14 protein-coding genes are annotated in these 16,375 nt (G+C 59.5%); 5 read left to right on the top strand and 9 right to left on the bottom strand.

Going from position 1 to position 16,375, the window contains the following annotated elements:
• Positions 1-57: 57 nt before the first annotated feature.
• The 6 genes from ACRZ9X_RS02875 to ACRZ9X_RS02900 are packed head-to-tail and all read right to left on the bottom strand — an operon-like array spanning position 58 to position 7,104.
• Positions 58-1,677 carry an AMP-binding protein gene (locus ACRZ9X_RS02875; protein ID WP_480515844.1) on the bottom strand — a complete coding sequence of 540 codons (1,620 nt, stop codon included), beginning with the start codon at positions 1,675-1,677 and terminating at the stop codon, positions 58-60.
• Complete coding sequence (locus ACRZ9X_RS02880; RefSeq protein ID WP_480515845.1) at positions 1,677-2,828, bottom strand: acyl-CoA dehydrogenase family protein; 1,152 nt, start codon at positions 2,826-2,828, stop codon at positions 1,677-1,679. The genes ACRZ9X_RS02875 and ACRZ9X_RS02880 overlap by 1 nt, the downstream gene beginning before the upstream one ends.
• Entirely contained in the window at positions 2,828-3,628 is an 801-nt protein-coding gene (locus ACRZ9X_RS02885; protein ID WP_480515846.1) for an enoyl-CoA hydratase family protein, read from the bottom strand. Before ACRZ9X_RS02885 ends, ACRZ9X_RS02880 begins: the two co-directional genes overlap by 1 nt.
• Entirely contained in the window at positions 3,618-4,085 is a 468-nt protein-coding gene (locus ACRZ9X_RS02890; RefSeq protein ID WP_480515847.1) for a MarR family winged helix-turn-helix transcriptional regulator, read from the bottom strand. Before ACRZ9X_RS02890 ends, ACRZ9X_RS02885 begins: the two co-directional genes overlap by 11 nt.
• The gene (locus ACRZ9X_RS02895) at positions 4,082-4,813 is read right to left on the bottom strand and encodes an SDR family NAD(P)-dependent oxidoreductase (RefSeq protein ID WP_480515848.1); all 732 of its coding nucleotides are present in this window, start codon (positions 4,811-4,813) and stop codon (positions 4,082-4,084) included. The genes ACRZ9X_RS02890 and ACRZ9X_RS02895 overlap by 4 nt, the downstream gene beginning before the upstream one ends.
• Positions 4,810-7,104: a bifunctional salicylyl-CoA 5-hydroxylase/oxidoreductase gene (locus ACRZ9X_RS02900; RefSeq protein WP_480515849.1), complete on the bottom strand. Its 2,295-nt coding sequence runs from the start codon at positions 7,102-7,104 to the stop codon at positions 4,810-4,812. Before ACRZ9X_RS02900 ends, ACRZ9X_RS02895 begins: the two co-directional genes overlap by 4 nt.
• 200 nt (positions 7,105-7,304) lie before the next feature.
• On the opposite strand from ACRZ9X_RS02900, the gene ACRZ9X_RS02905 reads away from it, so the two are divergent.
• The 5 genes from ACRZ9X_RS02905 (at position 7,305) to ACRZ9X_RS02925 (ending at position 12,716) form a co-directional block, all read left to right on the top strand.
• Positions 7,305-8,324, top strand: coding sequence for a GlxA family transcriptional regulator (locus ACRZ9X_RS02905; RefSeq protein WP_480515850.1), 1,020 nt, complete (start codon positions 7,305-7,307; stop codon positions 8,322-8,324).
• Between the two features lie 122 nt (positions 8,325-8,446).
• Positions 8,447-9,586: an aromatic ring-hydroxylating oxygenase subunit alpha gene (locus ACRZ9X_RS02910; protein WP_480515851.1), complete on the top strand. Its 1,140-nt coding sequence runs from the start codon at positions 8,447-8,449 to the stop codon at positions 9,584-9,586.
• On the top strand, positions 9,583-11,118 hold the full coding sequence (betC, locus tag ACRZ9X_RS02915; protein WP_480515852.1) for a choline-sulfatase: 1,536 nt from the start codon (positions 9,583-9,585) through the stop codon (positions 11,116-11,118). Before ACRZ9X_RS02910 ends, betC begins: the two co-directional genes overlap by 4 nt.
• Positions 11,115-11,909 carry an SDR family NAD(P)-dependent oxidoreductase gene (locus ACRZ9X_RS02920; protein ID WP_480515853.1) on the top strand — a complete coding sequence of 265 codons (795 nt, stop codon included), beginning with the start codon at positions 11,115-11,117 and terminating at the stop codon, positions 11,907-11,909. Before betC ends, ACRZ9X_RS02920 begins: the two co-directional genes overlap by 4 nt.
• Positions 11,910-11,975: 66 nt before the next feature.
• On the top strand, positions 11,976-12,716 hold the full coding sequence (locus tag ACRZ9X_RS02925) for an SDR family NAD(P)-dependent oxidoreductase (RefSeq protein WP_480515854.1): 741 nt from the start codon (positions 11,976-11,978) through the stop codon (positions 12,714-12,716).
• Between the two features lie 82 nt (positions 12,717-12,798).
• Here ACRZ9X_RS02925 and ACRZ9X_RS02930 read toward each other — a convergent pair whose 3' ends face one another.
• The 3 genes from ACRZ9X_RS02930 to ACRZ9X_RS02940 are packed head-to-tail and all read right to left on the bottom strand — an operon-like array spanning position 12,799 to position 16,357.
• The gene (locus tag ACRZ9X_RS02930) at positions 12,799-14,739 is read right to left on the bottom strand and encodes a vWA domain-containing protein (protein WP_480515855.1); all 1,941 of its coding nucleotides are present in this window, start codon (positions 14,737-14,739) and stop codon (positions 12,799-12,801) included.
• A gap of 13 nt (positions 14,740-14,752) precedes the next feature.
• Positions 14,753-16,090: a serine/threonine-protein kinase gene (locus ACRZ9X_RS02935; RefSeq protein WP_480515856.1), complete on the bottom strand. Its 1,338-nt coding sequence runs from the start codon at positions 16,088-16,090 to the stop codon at positions 14,753-14,755.
• A gap of 6 nt (positions 16,091-16,096) precedes the next feature.
• A complete protein-coding gene (locus ACRZ9X_RS02940) occupies positions 16,097-16,357 on the bottom strand; it encodes a hypothetical protein (protein ID WP_480515857.1) in 261 nt (86 codons plus the stop codon).
• Positions 16,358-16,375: the final 18 nt, after the last annotated feature.

A 16,375-nucleotide genomic window follows, 5' to 3' on the forward strand; every position in this document is an offset into this window, starting at 1 on the left:
GTTATTTCAAACAAATATCAGCCGCCCTGACCACCCGTTTGCGACCGGCTTTTTCGTTCATTTCCCCTCGCGAAGCCTGAAACGCTGAACCTTGCCCGTCTGCGTCTTGGGCAGTTCAGTACAAAAGCGCACGGCCCGCGGGTATTTGTATGGGGCGATGACGGACTTAACGTGTTCCTGAAGCCGCAGCACCATGTCCTCTGATGCCTCCGCCGAGTTGGTTAGAACCACATGGGCTTCGACGATATTGCCCCGCTCGGCATCCGGCGCGCCGATGACGGCGCATTCGGCAATCGCGTCATGAGACAACAGTGCCGCTTCGACCTCGGGACCGGCGATGTTATAGCCCGATGACAGGATCATATCGTCATTGCGCGCTGCAAAGTGATACCGACCTTCGGCATCGCAAAAGAAACTGTCGCCGGTGACATTCCACCCACCCGACACATAATCCGCCTGCCGCGCATCATTGAGATACCGGCAGCCCGTTGGTCCGCGCACGACCAGCCGCCCGATTTCGCCAATATCAGCCTCGCTGCCGTCATCCTTCAGCACTTTGGCTTCATAGCCGCTGACAGGTTTGCCGGTACAGGCCGGATGATGGTCGTCAAACCGGTTGGAAATGAAGATATGCAGCAATTCCGTCGCGCCTATGCCGTCCAACATCGGCTTTCCGGTCCGGGCCATCCAGTCGTCATAGATCGGTTTGGGCAGGGTCTCACCCGCCGACACTGCAGCCCGCAGGCTGGACAGGTCCGCGCCCTCGTCCATCGCCTGCAGCATCACGCGATAGGCCGTGGGTGCCGTAAAACACACAGTCGCGCGGTATTTTTCGATAATTTCGATCATACCCGGCGGTGAGGCCTGTTCCAGCAACGTGGCAGTCGCCCCGAACCGCAACGGGAACACGGCCAGACCGCCCAGCCCGAAGGTAAATGCCAGCGGCGGCGAGCCGACAAACACATCCTTCGGTGTCACGTCCAGAACCTCGCGCGCGTAACCATCGGCGATGATCAGCAGATCGCGATGAAAATGCATCGTGGCCTTGGGTTCTCCGGTTGAACCGGAGGTAAAGCCCAACAGCGCCACGTCGTCCCGCCCGGTTTGTACGCAGTCAAACTTTACCGGCTTTTCCAAAGCCATCCGGTCCAGATCGGCATCGTGGTTCGACGTGCCGTCAAACCCGACCACCCGGGTCAAAAACCTGCTGCTCTGCGCGCACAGCTCTATTTCCTCCATCAGACGCGTATCACACAGCGCGAACTGGATTTCCGCCTTGTCGATATATTTGGTCAACTCACCGGCACGCAGCATCGGCATGGTGTTCACGACAACCGCACCCACCTTGGTTGCCGCAAGCCAGCAGGCAACCATGGCCGGGTTGTTGGCTGACCGGATCAGCACGCGATTGCCGGGTTTGACTCCCAGATCCTCGGCCAGCACATGGGCCAGCCTGTTTGTCCAGTCCGTCAACTCTTTGTACGTGCGCTGACGCCCGTTGCCGATCAAGGCGGTGTTGTCGCCAAAGCCCTTTTCGACCATGGCATCGGTCAGTTCGAAAGCCGCATTCAAAACTTCCGGATAGTCGAACCCATCCAGCAGAAAATCAGGCCATTGATCGGCAGGAGGCAGGTTATCCCGGGCAAATGTGTCGATATGAGCGGATTGGCCAAGCATCACAAACCTCCCTGATGCGCCATCATGGCTTGCCGCGCGATGATGACCTTCTGCACATCGGACGCGCCCTCGTAGATGCGCAGCGCACGGATCTCACGATAAAGCGTCTCGACAGTGCTGCCGGACCGCACCCCGTCGCCACCGAACAGCTGCACCGCCTTGTCGATGACCTGCTGCGCCTGTTCGGTCGAGAACAGCTTGGCCATGGCCGCTTCGCGGGTCACGCGGGCAGCGCCGCTGTCCTTGGCCCAGGCCGCGCGATAGATCAGCAGCGCGCTGGCATCGATATCCAGCGCCATGTCAGCGATATGTCCCTGCACCATTTGCAGATCGAACAGCGGCGCGCCCTGAACCTGCCGGGTTGTCACCCGGGTCAGTGCCGCGTCCAGTGCGCGGCGCGCAAACCCAAGCGCCGCCGCCGCGACCGTGGACCGAAAGACATCCAGCACGGCCATGGCAATGCCAAACCCCTGCCCCGGCGCGCCGATCATGGCCGACGCCGGAACACGCACATCGTCAAAACGCAGTGTCGCCAGCGGATGCGGCGCGATCGTGTCCAGCCGTTCGATGACCTGAAATCCGGGCAGATCGGGCGTCACCACAAAAGCCGACAGCCCCTTTGCCCCCGCGGCCTCTCCGGTACGGGCAAACAACGTATAAACATCGGCAATTCCCCCGTTCGATATCCAGGTCTTGTCGCCATTCAGCACATAGTGCTCGCCATCCCGCACCGCAGTCATGGTGGAACTGGCCACATCCGAGCCCGATTGCGGCTCGGTCAGGGCAAAGGCGGATATCGCCTTCCCGCTGCGGGTCAGGGGCAGCCACGCCGCCTTTTGCGTGTCTGTTCCGAACAGCGAGAGCGCACCGGTGCCCAATCCCTGCATCGCAAACGAGAAATCCGCCAACCCGTCATGGCGGGCCAGAATCTCGCGCGCGATACATAGCTTTCTCACATCCAACACGCCCGTCTCATCGGCTGTGGACTGCAATACCCCGGCATCCCCCAGCGCACGAACCAAGGCGCGGCACGCCGCATCCGTGTCCGCGTGGTCGATCTCCAACCCTTGGGCCACGTCCTCGACATGCGCCGCCCAATCGCGGTGATGCGGGTCGAAGAACGGCCAGGACAGGAAGGTGTGATCTGCCATCAATCGCCCTCGAACACTGGATTATCTTTGGCAACGAACGCATTGTAAGCACGCTCAAAATCGCCGGTTTGCATGCAGATGGCCTGCGCCTGCGCCTCGGCTTCGATGGCCTGTTCGATGGACATCGACCATTCCTGCGCCAGCATGGTCTTGGTCATCATATGTGCGAAATTCGGGCCCGCCGCGATGCGTGCGGCCAGCCCTTGCGCTTCGGCTTGCAACTGATCCGCCGCAACCAGCCGGTTGTAAAAGCCCCATGCCGCGCCTTCATCCGCGCTCATGCTGCGACCGGTGTAAAGCAACTCAGCCGCCCGCCCCTGTCCGATGATCCGGGGCAGAATGGCACAAGCGCCCATGTCGCATCCCGCCAGCCCGACCCGCGTGAACAGAAAGGCGCATTTGGCCTGCGGTGTCGCGATACGCAAATCCGAAGCCATCGCGATGATCGCCCCGGCACCCACGCAGATGCCATCCACCGCAGCGATCACCGGCTTGCCGCAATTCACCATTGCCTTGACCAGATCACCGGTCATCCGGGTGAAAGTCAGCAATTCCTTCATGTTCATCCGGGTCAGAGGCCCAATGATATCATGCACATCCCCGCCCGAGCTGAAGTTGCCCCCGTTCGACGCAAAGATCACCGCGTCCACGTCATCGGCATAGGCCAGATCGCGAAACCAGTCGCGCAGTTCGGCGTAGCTGTCGAATGTCAGTGGATTCTTGCGATCCGGCCGGTCCAGACGCACTGTTGCGACCCGGTCCTTGATCTCGCATTGGAAATGAGTGACATCACTGCGCATCTGGCCCCTCCGGCAAGCTGAATTCTGTGGTGATCGCGCGGGCTTCTGCTGCCGAGAACTGCCCCAGCATATCGTTGATCCATACCTCGTGCGCGGCGGCCTGACGGGCGAATTCTTCGCGACCCTTTTGCGTCATACGAACGCGGTGGGCCCGCCTGTCACCCGGCACGGCCTGACGCACAAGAAAGCCGTCTTCGGCCAGGCGGTCGACGATACCGGTGACATTGCCATTGGACACCCGCAGCGCGCCCGAAATTTCGCTCATTTTCAACCCGTCCTCATAGCGCGACAGGGCCGCCATGACATCGAACCGGGGCAAAGTGGTTTGGAACTGATCGCGGAAATTCTCGCGTAATGTCGCCTCGATCACGCGTGTTGTTTTCAGCAGACGCAGCCACAGCCGCAGCCTTTCTTTCGAGGCATCTTCCAACGGCAACTGGGCGAGGCTCTGGCTCATATCTCGCCCCCCGACAGGCTCAAAGTATGTCCGTTTACCGACTTTGCCGCGTCCGAGCAGAGCCATAGCACCGCGCCGGCAACCTCTTCGGTCTGGATGAAGCGCCGTTGCGGGTTTCCCTTGTTCATCGATGCTGCGGCGTCTTGCTCGCTCATCCCGGTTTTGCTGACAATATTTGCGATAGACCGATCAAGCATCGGGGTTTCGACAAACCCCGGACAAACGGCGTTTACCGTCACCCCCGTTTTGGCCAGTTCAATCGCCAAGGACCGGGTCAGGCCCACTGCTGCGTGCTTGGCCGCGCAATAGCCAGAGACATAAGGATACCCCTTGAGCCCCGCGGTCGATGCAATGACGATCAGTCTCCCCGCCCCTGCAGCTTTCATGTCCGGCAAGCCCGCCTGCCAGAGGTTGAAGACACCAACCAGATTGACCTCGGTCATCGCGCGCAGATCGTCAGGCCCCATCTTTTCGAACGGCACAGAGATTGCCGCACCCGCGTTGGCGATCACCGCGGTGATCGGGCCTCGCTCCGTGCGCGCTGCGGTCAACGCACTTTGCACTTGCGCTGCATCGGTCACATCGCACAGCTCATACGGTATACCCTGCGCCTGCAAGGTCGCCTCGCCGCGGCCCAATATGGTGACCTTTGCGCCTGTGCGGGCAAAGCTCTGCGCGATCTCTGCGCCGACGCCGGTTCCCCCGCCCGAGATCACGACATGGCTCATACCTTGCCCACCATGTCAGTGTCGCGATCCGCCAGACGCCAGGCCTGATCCCGGCCTGCTTCATAGGGTTTTGGCCAAACCTCCTGCCGATCCCCCAGCGCCGTGGCGGCGTGCAACGTCCAGTACGGATCGTTCAGGTGGGGTCGTGCCAGACACACCAGATCGGCCCGCCCCGCCATGAGGATCGAGTTCACATGATCGGGTTCATAAATGTTTCCGACCGCCATCGTCCTGATGCCACCTTCGTTGCGAATGCGGTCGGAAAAAGGGGTCTGAAACATCCGGCCATAAACCGGCTTCGCCCGGGTTGAGGTTTGTCCGGCCGATACGTCGATAATGTCCGCGCCCGCCGCTTCGAACATGGCGGCAATTCTGACGGCTTCTTCAGGTGTAACGCCATCGTCGCCAACCCAGTCATTGGCCGAAATGCGCACCGCGATCGGCCTGTGCGCAGGCCAGGCTGCGCGCATTGCCGCAAAAACTTCAAGCGGGTAACGCATCCGGTTGTCAAGACTTCCCCCATATTCATCCTGCCGCTGGTTCGAAAGCGGAGAGATAAAGGACGAGATCAAATAGCCATGTGCCGCGTGTAACTCGATCATGTCAAAGCCTGCCCGATCCGCCATTTCGGTCGCGGCCACAAAGCTGGCAGTGACAGTATCCATATCGCTGCGGTCCATCGCTTTGGGGGTGGCATTCCCGTCTGACCACGGAATCGCCGAAGCAGACAGCAGCGGCCAGTTTCCGACCTCAAGCGGCTGGTCCATCCCCTCCCATCCCACTCGGGTCGATCCTTTGCGGCCTGAATGGCCGATCTGGCAGCAAATCTTGGCCTCGGTCTCGGCATGCACAAACTGCGTCAACCGCCGCCAGGCGTCTTCATGTTCCGGCGCGTACAGCCCCGGGCAACCGGGAGTGATCCGTCCGTCGGGCGAAACACATGTCATCTCGGTATAAACCAGCCCGGCACCCCCCTTGGCCCGTTCACCGTAATGGATCAGGTGCCAGTCAGTGGGGCACCCATCCACCGCCTTGTATTGCGCCATCGGAGACACAACGATGCGGTTTTTCAGATGCATCTCGCGCAGCTGAAACGGCGCAAACATCGGTGCCCGCGCAGGCGCGTTGGCACCGTTGCCGGCCTGCTCCATGAACCACGCCTCGGCCTGCCCCAGCCACACGCCATCGCGTTCACGCAGGTTTTCATGACTGATCCGCTGGGATCGCGTCAGCATCGAATAGTTCAGCTGAACCGGGTCGAGGTCCAGATACCGCTCCACATCCTCGAACCATTCCAGAGAATTCCGGGCCGCGGACTGCAAGCGCAGGACTTCCAACCGGCGCTCATCTTCGTACCGGGAAAATGCGGCTTCCAGACTGTCCTCGCCGACGATGTAATCGGCCAGCGCAATTGCGCTTTCCATTGCCAGCTTGCTGCCCGACCCGATGGAAAAATGCGCCGTCGCAGCAGCATCGCCCAGCAAAACCACATTTTTGTAGCTCCACTTTTCGCACAGCACACGCGGAAAGCGCAGCCAGGCCGAGCCGCGGATATGATTGGCATTTGTCATCAGACTGTGACCGCCCAGATGGTCTTTGAAAATCTCTTCGCAGACCGCAATGGAGTCCTGCTGACTCATCTTTCCGAAACCGTAAGCGTCAAATGTGTCCTGCGTGCATTCAACGATGAACGTCGCCGTGTAGGCGTCAAACTGATAGGCATGCGCCCAGACCCATCCCTTGTCGGTTTGCTCGAAGATAAACGTAAACGCATCATCGAATTTCTGATGGGTGCCTAGCCACACGAACTGGCACAGGCGCTGGTCTATATCGGGCCTGAACACCTCGGCAAATTCCATCCGCGTTTTCGAGTTCAGCCCGTCAGCCCCGACAACCACATCATAGTCGTCCATATAAGATGACGCCTGCCCCACCTCGGTCTCAAAGCGCAGATCGACCCCCAGCTGGCGCGCCCGGTCCTGCAGGATCAAAAGCAGTTGCTTGCGCCCGATGCCGCAAAAGCCATGACCCTGCGATACCGTCCGCTGACCCTTGTGAATAAGCGCCACGTCGTCCCAATAGGCGAAGTGTTCCCGGATAATGTCCGCGCTGACGGGATCATTCTGCGCCAGATTGTCCAGTGTTTCATCCGAAAGCACGACGCCCCAGCCAAAGGTGTCGTTCGGGCGATTGCGTTCGAATACCACTACTTCGGCGTCGGGATCGCGAAGCTTCATCGATATCCCGAAATACAGGCCAGCGGGGCCACCACCCAAACATGCAATGCGCATCACTGGCATTCTCCTGTCTGCGTCAATGCAAGAAGGTTAGGATGGTTCAACTAACGTTTCAAGCTAGAAAATTTTAAACTTAAAGCATCTACATCACAGCATGGGCCAACCATCCTGGTTTTTCTCCCACCAGGCCGGTCTTGAACAAAAGTCGCGAAGGCTGTCTTCTGAAGGCAGTTGCAGGACAACGGGGACGGACGATGGTCAAGCGCGAAAGCAAGAGCACGAACCTGCTTATCCTCGTCGCGCCCAGTTTCAACCTGTCCGCGACCATGGGTTTTATCGATCCTTTCCGAGCCGCCAATTATCTGGATGGGACATCGTATTTCAAATGGGAATTCGCGTCCGAAGCAGGCGGTTATTGCCCGGCCAGCAATGGGGCGGGCATCGAAACCAAATCGCTTGCTGATCTCTCGCGCGCGAATGCAGATATTGTCATCGTCTCTGCCAGTTGGGCGCCTGAAAAGCATCTGACGCCCGGCATTTCAAACGCGCTGCGCGGCTGGGCGCGCGGCGGGGCCACGTTGGGGGCGCTGGATACGGGCGCTTTCATTCTGGCTCAGGCCGGTTTGCTGACGGGTCACCAGGCTACGGTCCATTACGAACATATCGATGCGTTTCAAGAGCTGTATCCGGACGTGGACGTTGTTGAAAACCTTTATGTTCTGGATAGAAACCGCGTCACGTGCTGCGGCGGCGGCGCATCGGTGGATTTCGCGCTACAGATATTGCAAGGCATCCTTGGCAGCGCTCTGGCAAATGCGGCCGCGCGATATGTTTTTCATGACCGGCTGCGGGGGCCCTCCGCCCTGCAACAACCGGACGGGACCGAGCCATTGGGGGCGGTCGTTCCCGCAACACTCAGAATGGCGATACACATCATGGAGGCGCATCTGGAGCACCCGCTGCCGATCCCTGAAATCTGCAAGCAAGCCGGGGTTTCCCACCGTCAGCTTGACCGCTTGTTCACCACCCATATCAGGAAGACACCAGCGCTTTACTATCGCGATATCCGGCTGGACCGCGCGCGAGGGCTGGTTACACAAACCGAGATGCCAATCGCGGAAATCGCAATTGCCTCGGGCTTTGCCAGTCAGGTGCATTTCAGCCGATCCTATAAACAAAGGTTCGGCCTGCCCCCTAGCAAAGACAGGATCGAAGGGCGCGTGCCATTCGAATACCGGGCCTGGCCCATGCACCGGAAGGCCAGTTGCGAATGAAGCTGCGGCGAGAAAAGTACATCTGATGGCGAAAATTGTTTAGCTGATCATGCCCATTGCTATGATCATATGGCAATGTCCCACCTGCACGGGCCCTGCCCGCCGCCATAGCGGAGCCATAAATGAGCCAACTGCCGACCAAAGCGCAATTTGAGCGGATTTCCGACGGGTTCAGTCCCGACCCATTCAACACCCACTCGCTGAAGGCCGAAGCCTATGTCGATCCGGCCTGGCATCAGGTTGATCAGAATGAAATCCTCGCCAAGACCTGGCAATGGGTTTGCCATGTCGAAAAGTTGCGCGCGCCCGGATCGTATTTGACCGTCGAGATCGCAGGTCGCCCTATCGCCGTGATCCGCGACAGGGAAGGTGTTCTGCGCGCTTTCTACAATGTCTGCAAACACCGCGCTCATCACCTGTTGTCGGGCGAGGGTCAGATCACGCGGATCATGTGCCCCTATCACGCGTGGGTCTACAAGCTGGACGGTCAGTTGGTGCGCGCACCTGAGACGGAGAACCTCAGCAATTTCAGCACTCAGGATATCTGTCTGGATCAGGTGCAGGTCGAGGAATTCGCGGGCTTCATCTACGTCAATCTGGATCCCGATGCGCGCCCGCTGCGCGAGGTCTCGGGTGATCTTGAGACCGAGATTCGCCATTGGGCCCCAGATATCGAGAGCCTGACATTCGGCCACCGTCTGACCTATGACATCAAATCGAACTGGAAGAATGTCGTCGATAATTTCCTTGAATGTTACCACTGTCCCACGGCGCATAAGGACTTCTGCGATCTGGTCGATATGGACACCTACAAGGTGACCACATACGGCATCTATTCCAGCCATATGGCCGAGGCCGGTACGGGCGCGAACACCGCTTATGATGTGTCGAACGCCACGGTGCGGACCCATGCGGTCTGGTGGTTGTGGCCCACGACCTGCCTGATGCGCTATCCGGGGCGGTCCTCAATGATCGTGCTGAACATCATCCCCATGGGCCCGGACCGGACGCTGGAGACCTATGATTTCTTCCTCGAAACACCCGAACCGGATGCGGCAGAGCTGGAAGCGATCCGGTATCTGGATGAGGTCTTGCAGAAGGAAGACATCGACATCGTCGAAAGCGTGCAGCGCGGGATGAGCACGCCGGCCTTCACCCAAGGGCGGATCGTTCACGACCCCAGCGGTTCGGGCAAATCGGAACATGCGGTGCATCACTTCCACGGGCTTGTTCTGGACGCCTACGCAAAGGCGGCTCCGTGAGACGGCCCAACATTGTTGTGGTGATGGCCGACCAGCTGGCGCCGCAGTTCTGTGGCGCCTATGGGCATCCAACTGTGAAGACACCGCATATCGATGCTTTGGCCGCAAGGGGCGTGCGGTTCGATGCGGCCTATTGCAACTCACCGCTCTGCGCGCCGTCGCGCTTTGCCTTCATGTCGGGCCAGTTGATCAGCCGGATCGCCGCCTATGACAATGCCAGCGAGTTCCGCGCATCGGTCCCCACATTCGCACATTACCTGACGGCGCTGGGCTATCGCACCTGCCTTTCGGGCAAGATGCATTTCGTGGGGCCCGATCAGAAACACGGGTTTCAGGACCGGGTGACCACCGATATCTACCCCGCCGATTTCGCCTGGACCCCGGATTGGGAGGCCCCGGATGAGCGCATCGACAAGTGGTATCACAACATGCAAACGGTCAAGGAAAGCGGTGAGGCAATCGCCACCTTCCAGACCGATTACGACGACGAGGTCGAGTTCGCGGCCCGCCGCTGGCTGATCGACCGGGGGCGGGATCGGGCGGCGGGGGACGAGACCCCGTTCTGCCTGGTGGCCAGTTTTATCCACCCGCATGACCCTTATGTGGCCAAGCCGGAATGGTGGAATCTCTATTCCGACGCCGATGTTCCGATGCCGGACGTCACGCTGAGGCCCGAGGAACAGGACCCGTTCTCGCGCCGCGTCATGGACGGGATTGAGGCCAGCACGGTGCCGCTTAGCGAGGCGGAGGTGCTGCGCGCACGTCGGGCCTATCTGGCGAATGTCAGTTATTTCGACAGCAAATTGGGTGCAATTGCGAAGGCGTTGAAGGATATCGGAGAGCTGGACAACACGATCCTCATCGTCACCGCCGATCATGGCGATATGCTGGGTGAACGGGGATTGTGGTACAAGATGAACTTCTTCGAGCACTCCGCCCGCGTTCCCCTTGTGATGGCTGGACCCGGTGTTGCGCAGGGCTTTGCCGCCAACGCATGTTCTTTGATCGATCTACTGCCGACTTTCGTTGATATCGCAGGGGGATCGAATGGCATGCTGGGTGAACCCATCGATGGGCGCTCGCTGATGCCTTTGGCGCGCGGTGAGGATGATCCGGTGGATGAGGCAATCGGTGAATACTGTGCCGAGATGACGCCTTATCCGGTCTTCATGATCCGGCGCGGGTCGCTGAAATACATCCATTGCGACCCGGACCCGCCGCAGTTGTATGATTTGTTGCACGACCCGTTGGAGAAGGTGAACCTTGCGGGTGATCCGGCCCATGCGGATGCGTCAGCGGCCTTTGCTGACGAAGTCGCGCGCCGTTGGAACAGCGAGAAGCTGCGTGCGGACGTAATCGCGACTCAGAAATCCCGCCGTGCGCTGCATGCGGCGATGGAGGCCGGGGCGGGTGAGGCATGGGATTACAATCCGCCGCGCGATGCCGCGCAGGAATATGTGCGCAATCACATGGATTGGACCGTTGCGGCAACCCGCTATCGTTATCCCCCCTGGAAGGAGACTAAGGAATGATGCTGGACGGCAAAACCGCGCTGGTCACCGGTGGGCGCGGCGGGATCGGGCGCGCCATCGTTGCGCGTTTCCTGCGCGAGGGCGCCAGGGTCTATGCCGCCGACCTGACGCCCGAGGGATCATTGTCGTCGCATGACGATGATGGCAGCCATTTTATCAAGCTGGATGTCACGCAGGAAGCCGATGCCATCGCCGCGATGGCGCAGGTCGACCGCGAAGCGGGTCAGTTGGACATTCTGGTCAACGCGGCAGGGATCGAGATCGAAAAGACCATCGAGGACACCTCGCTTGAAGAATGGAACCTGTCATTCGCGGTCAATGTGACGGGAACGTTCCTGACCTCGAAACATGCCTTGCCGCTGATGCGCGCGGCGACCACATCGGGGTCCACGGCGTCGATCATCAATTTCGGCAGCTATGACGGTTTCATCGCTGACCCCGGTCTTGCGGCCTATTGCGCCACCAAGGGCGCGGTGCATGCGCTGACCAAGGCGATGGCTTGCGATCATGGTCCCGAGGGCATCAGGGTCAACGCGATCTGCCCCGGTTACGTGGACACGCCGATGTTGCAGAGCTTTTTCACCGGCGAGGGCTCAGGTGCAGGCGGCAAGAGCATTGATCAGTTGCAGCAGGCCGTACGCGATGTGCATCCGATGCGCAGCTACGGCACGCCCGAGGATATCGCCAATCTGGTCAACTGGCTGGCCTCGGACGAGGCGCGCTATGCCAGTGGTCAGCTTTGGGTTCTGGATGGGGGCCTGTCTGCGCAAGTGCAACAAATGCGGCTATGAAGCGACAATGAGGGATTTGGCGTTGGGCACTTATCTCCCCGCATATCATTTGATGGAGGGTTGTTGATGCGATTGGCAGGAAAGCGGGCGCTGGTGACCGGAGGTCGGCAGGGCATCGGGTACGGCATCGTCGAAGCCTTCAAAGGCGAAGGGGCCGATGTAGCGACCTGCGGGCGCGGCGACAGGCCCGAAGCTCTGGCGCAGGGTATCGCATGGCATACACTGGACGTCACGGACGTCGCGGCGGTCAATGAACTGGCGCATGAAATCGGTGAGATGGATGTTCTGGTAAACAACGCTGGTGTTCAGGTCGAAAAAACTGTGCCGGATAGCTCGGATGCGGACTGGGAAGCCGTGATCGGCACCAATTGTCGGGGCGTGTTCAACCTCTGCCGTGCGTTTATCCCGCGTATGTCCGAGGGTGGGTCGATCATCAACATCGGCTCCATTTCCGGCAGCGTCGCGGACCCATCCATGGCATTGTACAATGCGTCCAAGGCCTTTGTTCATGGTCTGACGCGCTCTATCGCGGTGGATCATGGCCCCCATATTCGGTGCAACGCGATCTGTCCCGGCTGGATCGAGACCGGAATGCTCGATGCGGCGTTCGATCTGGCGGCCGATCCACAGACGGCGCGCGGCGACGCTCTGGCGCGCCATGCGATGCGCCGGTTCGGCAGGCCTGCAGATATTGCCAGCATGGCGGTCTGGCTCGCCTCGGATGAAGCCGGGTTTGCAACCGGTCAACTGTTTACGATCGATGGCGGCCTGACGGCGGCTTCACCTCTGAACCCGAGCCTGTTCTGACTAAAGTTCAATACACGGTTCGGATGGTCGGGCGCCTTCTGCACGCCCGCCAAACCATTGGTGACGCTCTGGCCGGACGCGCCTAGGGCAAATCATCCAACAGCATCGGGTATAGCAGATTGCCCGCCGACGGCCCCGCCCCCAGATAGTCGACCCACTGATCGGTGGCCTCGTTATAGCGGCGGTAGCGTTCTATCTTGTCATAAAGCCCGTTGACGATGGTCTGCTGTTCCGAGATCGGAAGGCGGACCCAGTCATCCTCGGTGATCGACATGATCTGCGACTTGTAGGGCAGATCCGACAAATACTCGTCCAGCGCAACCGCCTCGGCGAGGCTTGGATCGGACTGTCTGGAGACCTTGTCGGGTCTGCGGCTCATGTCAGCGGCGACACCCAGCACCTGCGCAAAGAACTGGTCAGGATTGACCACGTTGCGCTCGGCCTGGTCCACAATGATCCGCAAGGCTTCTTCAAGGTTACTCAGATCGGCTTTGGAAATCAGCAACCGGATGGATAAGGGCTTCAGCCCGGTTCGGTCGAAATCCCGGTCGGCCACAAACGCCTCGAACAAGTCCGGCGCGCGGGCGTTTTCGGTCTTTCCCAGATAGGCCAGCTGCATGGTGCGCCCGGCAGCGTTCAACCCGCTGAACTGCCCGCCATCCTCGTTGATGATGGCGTCTTCGTTCAAAACGTCATCACCGCCGCTGCGCCGATATGATGATGTTTGCTGGGCAACGATCTGCCCCAGTTTGCGCGCCGTCTGCTGATAAATCCCCGGGTCGCCGTTCTCAATCGGAAAATACAGCGGTGCCGAATTCGGATAGGCGGTCAATTGTTTATACGCGGCCTCGGCAGTTGGGTGATCATTGGTTCCCCGCGGTGTGCGCAGATGCATGACCGACATCGCCCCACCAATCCGTTCACGGATAATCCGGTTCAGGCTTTCGGCGCTCAGACCCGTGGCCGAGTATTTGTCGTCAAACTCTCTCGGGCCCGCGTCGGTGACCAGCACGATGAACCGGGCACCGAACTCGCTCCAGTCCATGTCTTCCAAAGCATGCTCGATACCCCGATAGCTGTCTTCCCGGAAATTCTTGCTGCTGGTATCGGCTTCCTGCATCCGGTCAATGCCATCCAGAAAGTTCTGAACCGCCAGACCGTCCTGCAGGTTGACGAAGGTGCGGACGTCATAGCCCAGATCGGGGGCAGCCGACAGATTGTCCCGATAGCCGACCAATCCGAAACTGACCGCGTCCGCAGCATCCGAGCCTGCTGCCTCTTTATAGACTTCCTGCAAGGCCTCGCGCGTGGCGCGGATATAGGGTTCCATGGAAATTGTCGTATCGACAACAAACACAACGGCAGTTTTCAGATCGCCCGCATCCTGTGCCACTGGCAGGTTGGCAGGCTTGGGCGCATTGGCGCTGGCCACGGCCACCTGCAGCAGGTTGACGAAGGGGCCGATATCGAACACCGCCTCTTCTACGGAAAGGATCGGCATCACATACAGGTTCTGCCGCTGATCAATGACCTCGCGCGGGCCAAGGGCAATGACGGACTCTGACGGCGCACCACCCGTTTCCGCCTTCAGGGCATCATCGCGCGCGTCCTGCGCCATCCCGCCGGGATTTTCGCTTTCGATGATGTCATATATCGGATCCATATCATTGAAGAACAGAACACGACCCACATTGTCACTGCCTTCCAGCGTCGCCACGATATTCTGGTTCCAAGCGACCGAGGCCGTCTCGGGAATCCAGACCAAATCATCGCCCTGATCATTGGGGCCGATCTGCATCCAGTCGCCATTTCGGTCATATACAAAAAAGACCTGCAGCGGAGAAAGCGCTTGCCCGCCTTCCTCACTTTCGGGATCAGAGCGCGCCTCGATCTGCTCGCGTATAAGAACACGCTGGAACAAATTGGTCTTGCCCTCGATCGGCAGCGGAGACTTGTTCTGGGCGGCAACTGGCAGGGCCAGCCCCATCAACAATGCGCTCAGCAGGAAAATACGTTTCGACATGGTCTGACCCTCCTTACTCGCCCAACCGGTTAACCGCGTCCTGAGCCGGTTCCGACCCAAGATCAGCGGCGCGCCGGTAATACCGCAGCGCCGCCGCAGGATCGGGGCGCGGGAATGGCGAGGTTGTGGTGGTGTGCGTTTCCGGATCGTACATTTCAGCGATCATGACATTGGCGTCCGCCCGATCCTGTTCGGCAAGTTGCTGATCGTTGCTGATCGCCATCAACGCGCCCAGCGCGGCCTCAAGGTTTTGCGATCCGCCTTCGTTCAACAGGTTGCGCGCCGCCGTCAGAGGATCATCCGCCGCCACCGCTTCGCGCGCGACAACAACGGATTCGGTCACCTCGGCCGATGGCCCCCCTTCCCCGGACAGCATGTACCAGGCCCCGCCTGCAACAGCCGCCAATGCGATCACAGCCGCCGCGATCATTGGCGTCTTGCTTTTTGACTCTGGTTCAACTTTTGGCTGGGCCTTGACTTCAGGCACCTCTTTCGGACGCGCAGATGTGCCACCGCTTCCGCCAAGCGCTTTGCGGAACAGGGCCGGAAGGTCGGCGGGGCGATCCTTGGGATTGGCCCTCAACAACTGTTCCAGTGCCCATTTCAAGCCCGGTTCAACCTTGGACCCATCAATCATGACGTCCGATTTTCTGTCCTCGACAGCGGCAAAACCCTTGCCATCACCGGGCAAGGTCAGACCTGCCGTGCGCATGAGGACCAAGCCCAGCGCATAGGCATCCGTCGCCGTAGAGACATCCCCCCCGAACAGCCCCAACTGTTCCGGCGCGCAATACCGCAACTTGCCAGCAAAGCTGTCACCGATGATGGACTTGTCAGTGCCGACGCTGTCTGACGCCAGACCAAAGTCGATAAACTTGGCCTGATTGATATCCTCATGCGAAATCATCACGTTATCAGGTGCAACGTCCCGGTGAACGATGCCCAGTTTGTGAATGGCTTCCAGCCCCTCGGACAGACGCAGCCCAAGTTTCAGGACATCATCAGAAGACAGACGCGCGCCTTTCTTCAAATAATGCGACAGAGGGTGACCGGGCACGAACTCCATCACCAGAAACAGCCGGCCATCCTTGTCCAACATCGAAGTTTCGAACCGCACGACGGCCTCACTGCGGACGGTGCGCAACAGGTTGGCTTCGCGTCGGAACAGATCCACCGCCTTTTTGTTCTTGGCAAACTCGGGCGTCATCACCTTGATCGCCACCTCGTGCCCGCTGGCCCGGTTCAGCCCACGGAACGTGGCCCCCATTCCGCCCTCGCCCAGCAGCGACTTGATTTCATAAGTGTCTTGCAGAACGCTTCCGGGCCGAAGCCCAAGTACCGAATGTTCCATTCCCCATCACCTCCGGTTTTTCAGGCTGATTGCTGCGTGTTTGCTGAAAGTGCGGATATCCATGATCTGAAAGCAGATACCCGCGAAGACCAAAGACCACGTAATCCCAAAGACAACCGTCAGAAACGCCCCCACAATGGTCTTGAAGTCGGGGCCAAACGGGTTCAGCTGCAGCACTGCGATAGCCGCAATACAGAAGAACAAAATAAAGAACCCGGCTGCAATCCAGACCAGAACCTCCAGCGATTTGCTTAATACATCTCGCATCTCAAACCCCTTTCACAA

This window comes from Ruegeria sp. AL1 (genome assembly GCF_056540905.1).

Excerpts from the sequence above, each read along its gene's own strand:
- ACRZ9X_RS02935 (WP_480515856.1), bottom strand. The coding sequence starts at position 16,090 with ATGGAACATTCGGTACTTGGGCTTCGGCCCGGAAGCGTTCTGCAAGAC.
- ACRZ9X_RS02895 (WP_480515848.1), bottom strand. The coding sequence starts at position 4,813 with ATGAGCCATGTCGTGATCTCGGGCGGGGGAACCGGCGTCGGCGCAGAG.
- ACRZ9X_RS02900 (WP_480515849.1), bottom strand. The coding sequence starts at position 7,104 with ATGCGCATTGCATGTTTGGGTGGTGGCCCCGCTGGCCTGTATTTCGGG.
- ACRZ9X_RS02910 (WP_480515851.1), top strand. The coding sequence starts at position 8,447 with ATGAGCCAACTGCCGACCAAAGCGCAATTTGAGCGGATTTCCGACGGG.
- ACRZ9X_RS02875 (WP_480515844.1), bottom strand. The coding sequence starts at position 1,677 with ATGCTTGGCCAATCCGCTCATATCGACACATTTGCCCGGGATAACCTG.
- ACRZ9X_RS02925 (WP_480515854.1), top strand. The coding sequence starts at position 11,976 with ATGCGATTGGCAGGAAAGCGGGCGCTGGTGACCGGAGGTCGGCAGGGC.
- ACRZ9X_RS02930 (WP_480515855.1), bottom strand. The coding sequence starts at position 14,739 with ATGTCGAAACGTATTTTCCTGCTGAGCGCATTGTTGATGGGGCTGGCC.
- ACRZ9X_RS02920 (WP_480515853.1), top strand. The coding sequence starts at position 11,115 with ATGATGCTGGACGGCAAAACCGCGCTGGTCACCGGTGGGCGCGGCGGG.
- ACRZ9X_RS02885 (WP_480515846.1), bottom strand. The coding sequence starts at position 3,628 with ATGCGCAGTGATGTCACTCATTTCCAATGCGAGATCAAGGACCGGGTC.
- ACRZ9X_RS02940 (WP_480515857.1), bottom strand. The coding sequence starts at position 16,357 with ATGCGAGATGTATTAAGCAAATCGCTGGAGGTTCTGGTCTGGATTGCA.
- ACRZ9X_RS02905 (WP_480515850.1), top strand. The coding sequence starts at position 7,305 with ATGGTCAAGCGCGAAAGCAAGAGCACGAACCTGCTTATCCTCGTCGCG.
- ACRZ9X_RS02880 (WP_480515845.1), bottom strand. The coding sequence starts at position 2,828 with ATGGCAGATCACACCTTCCTGTCCTGGCCGTTCTTCGACCCGCATCAC.
- ACRZ9X_RS02890 (WP_480515847.1), bottom strand. The coding sequence starts at position 4,085 with ATGAGCCAGAGCCTCGCCCAGTTGCCGTTGGAAGATGCCTCGAAAGAA.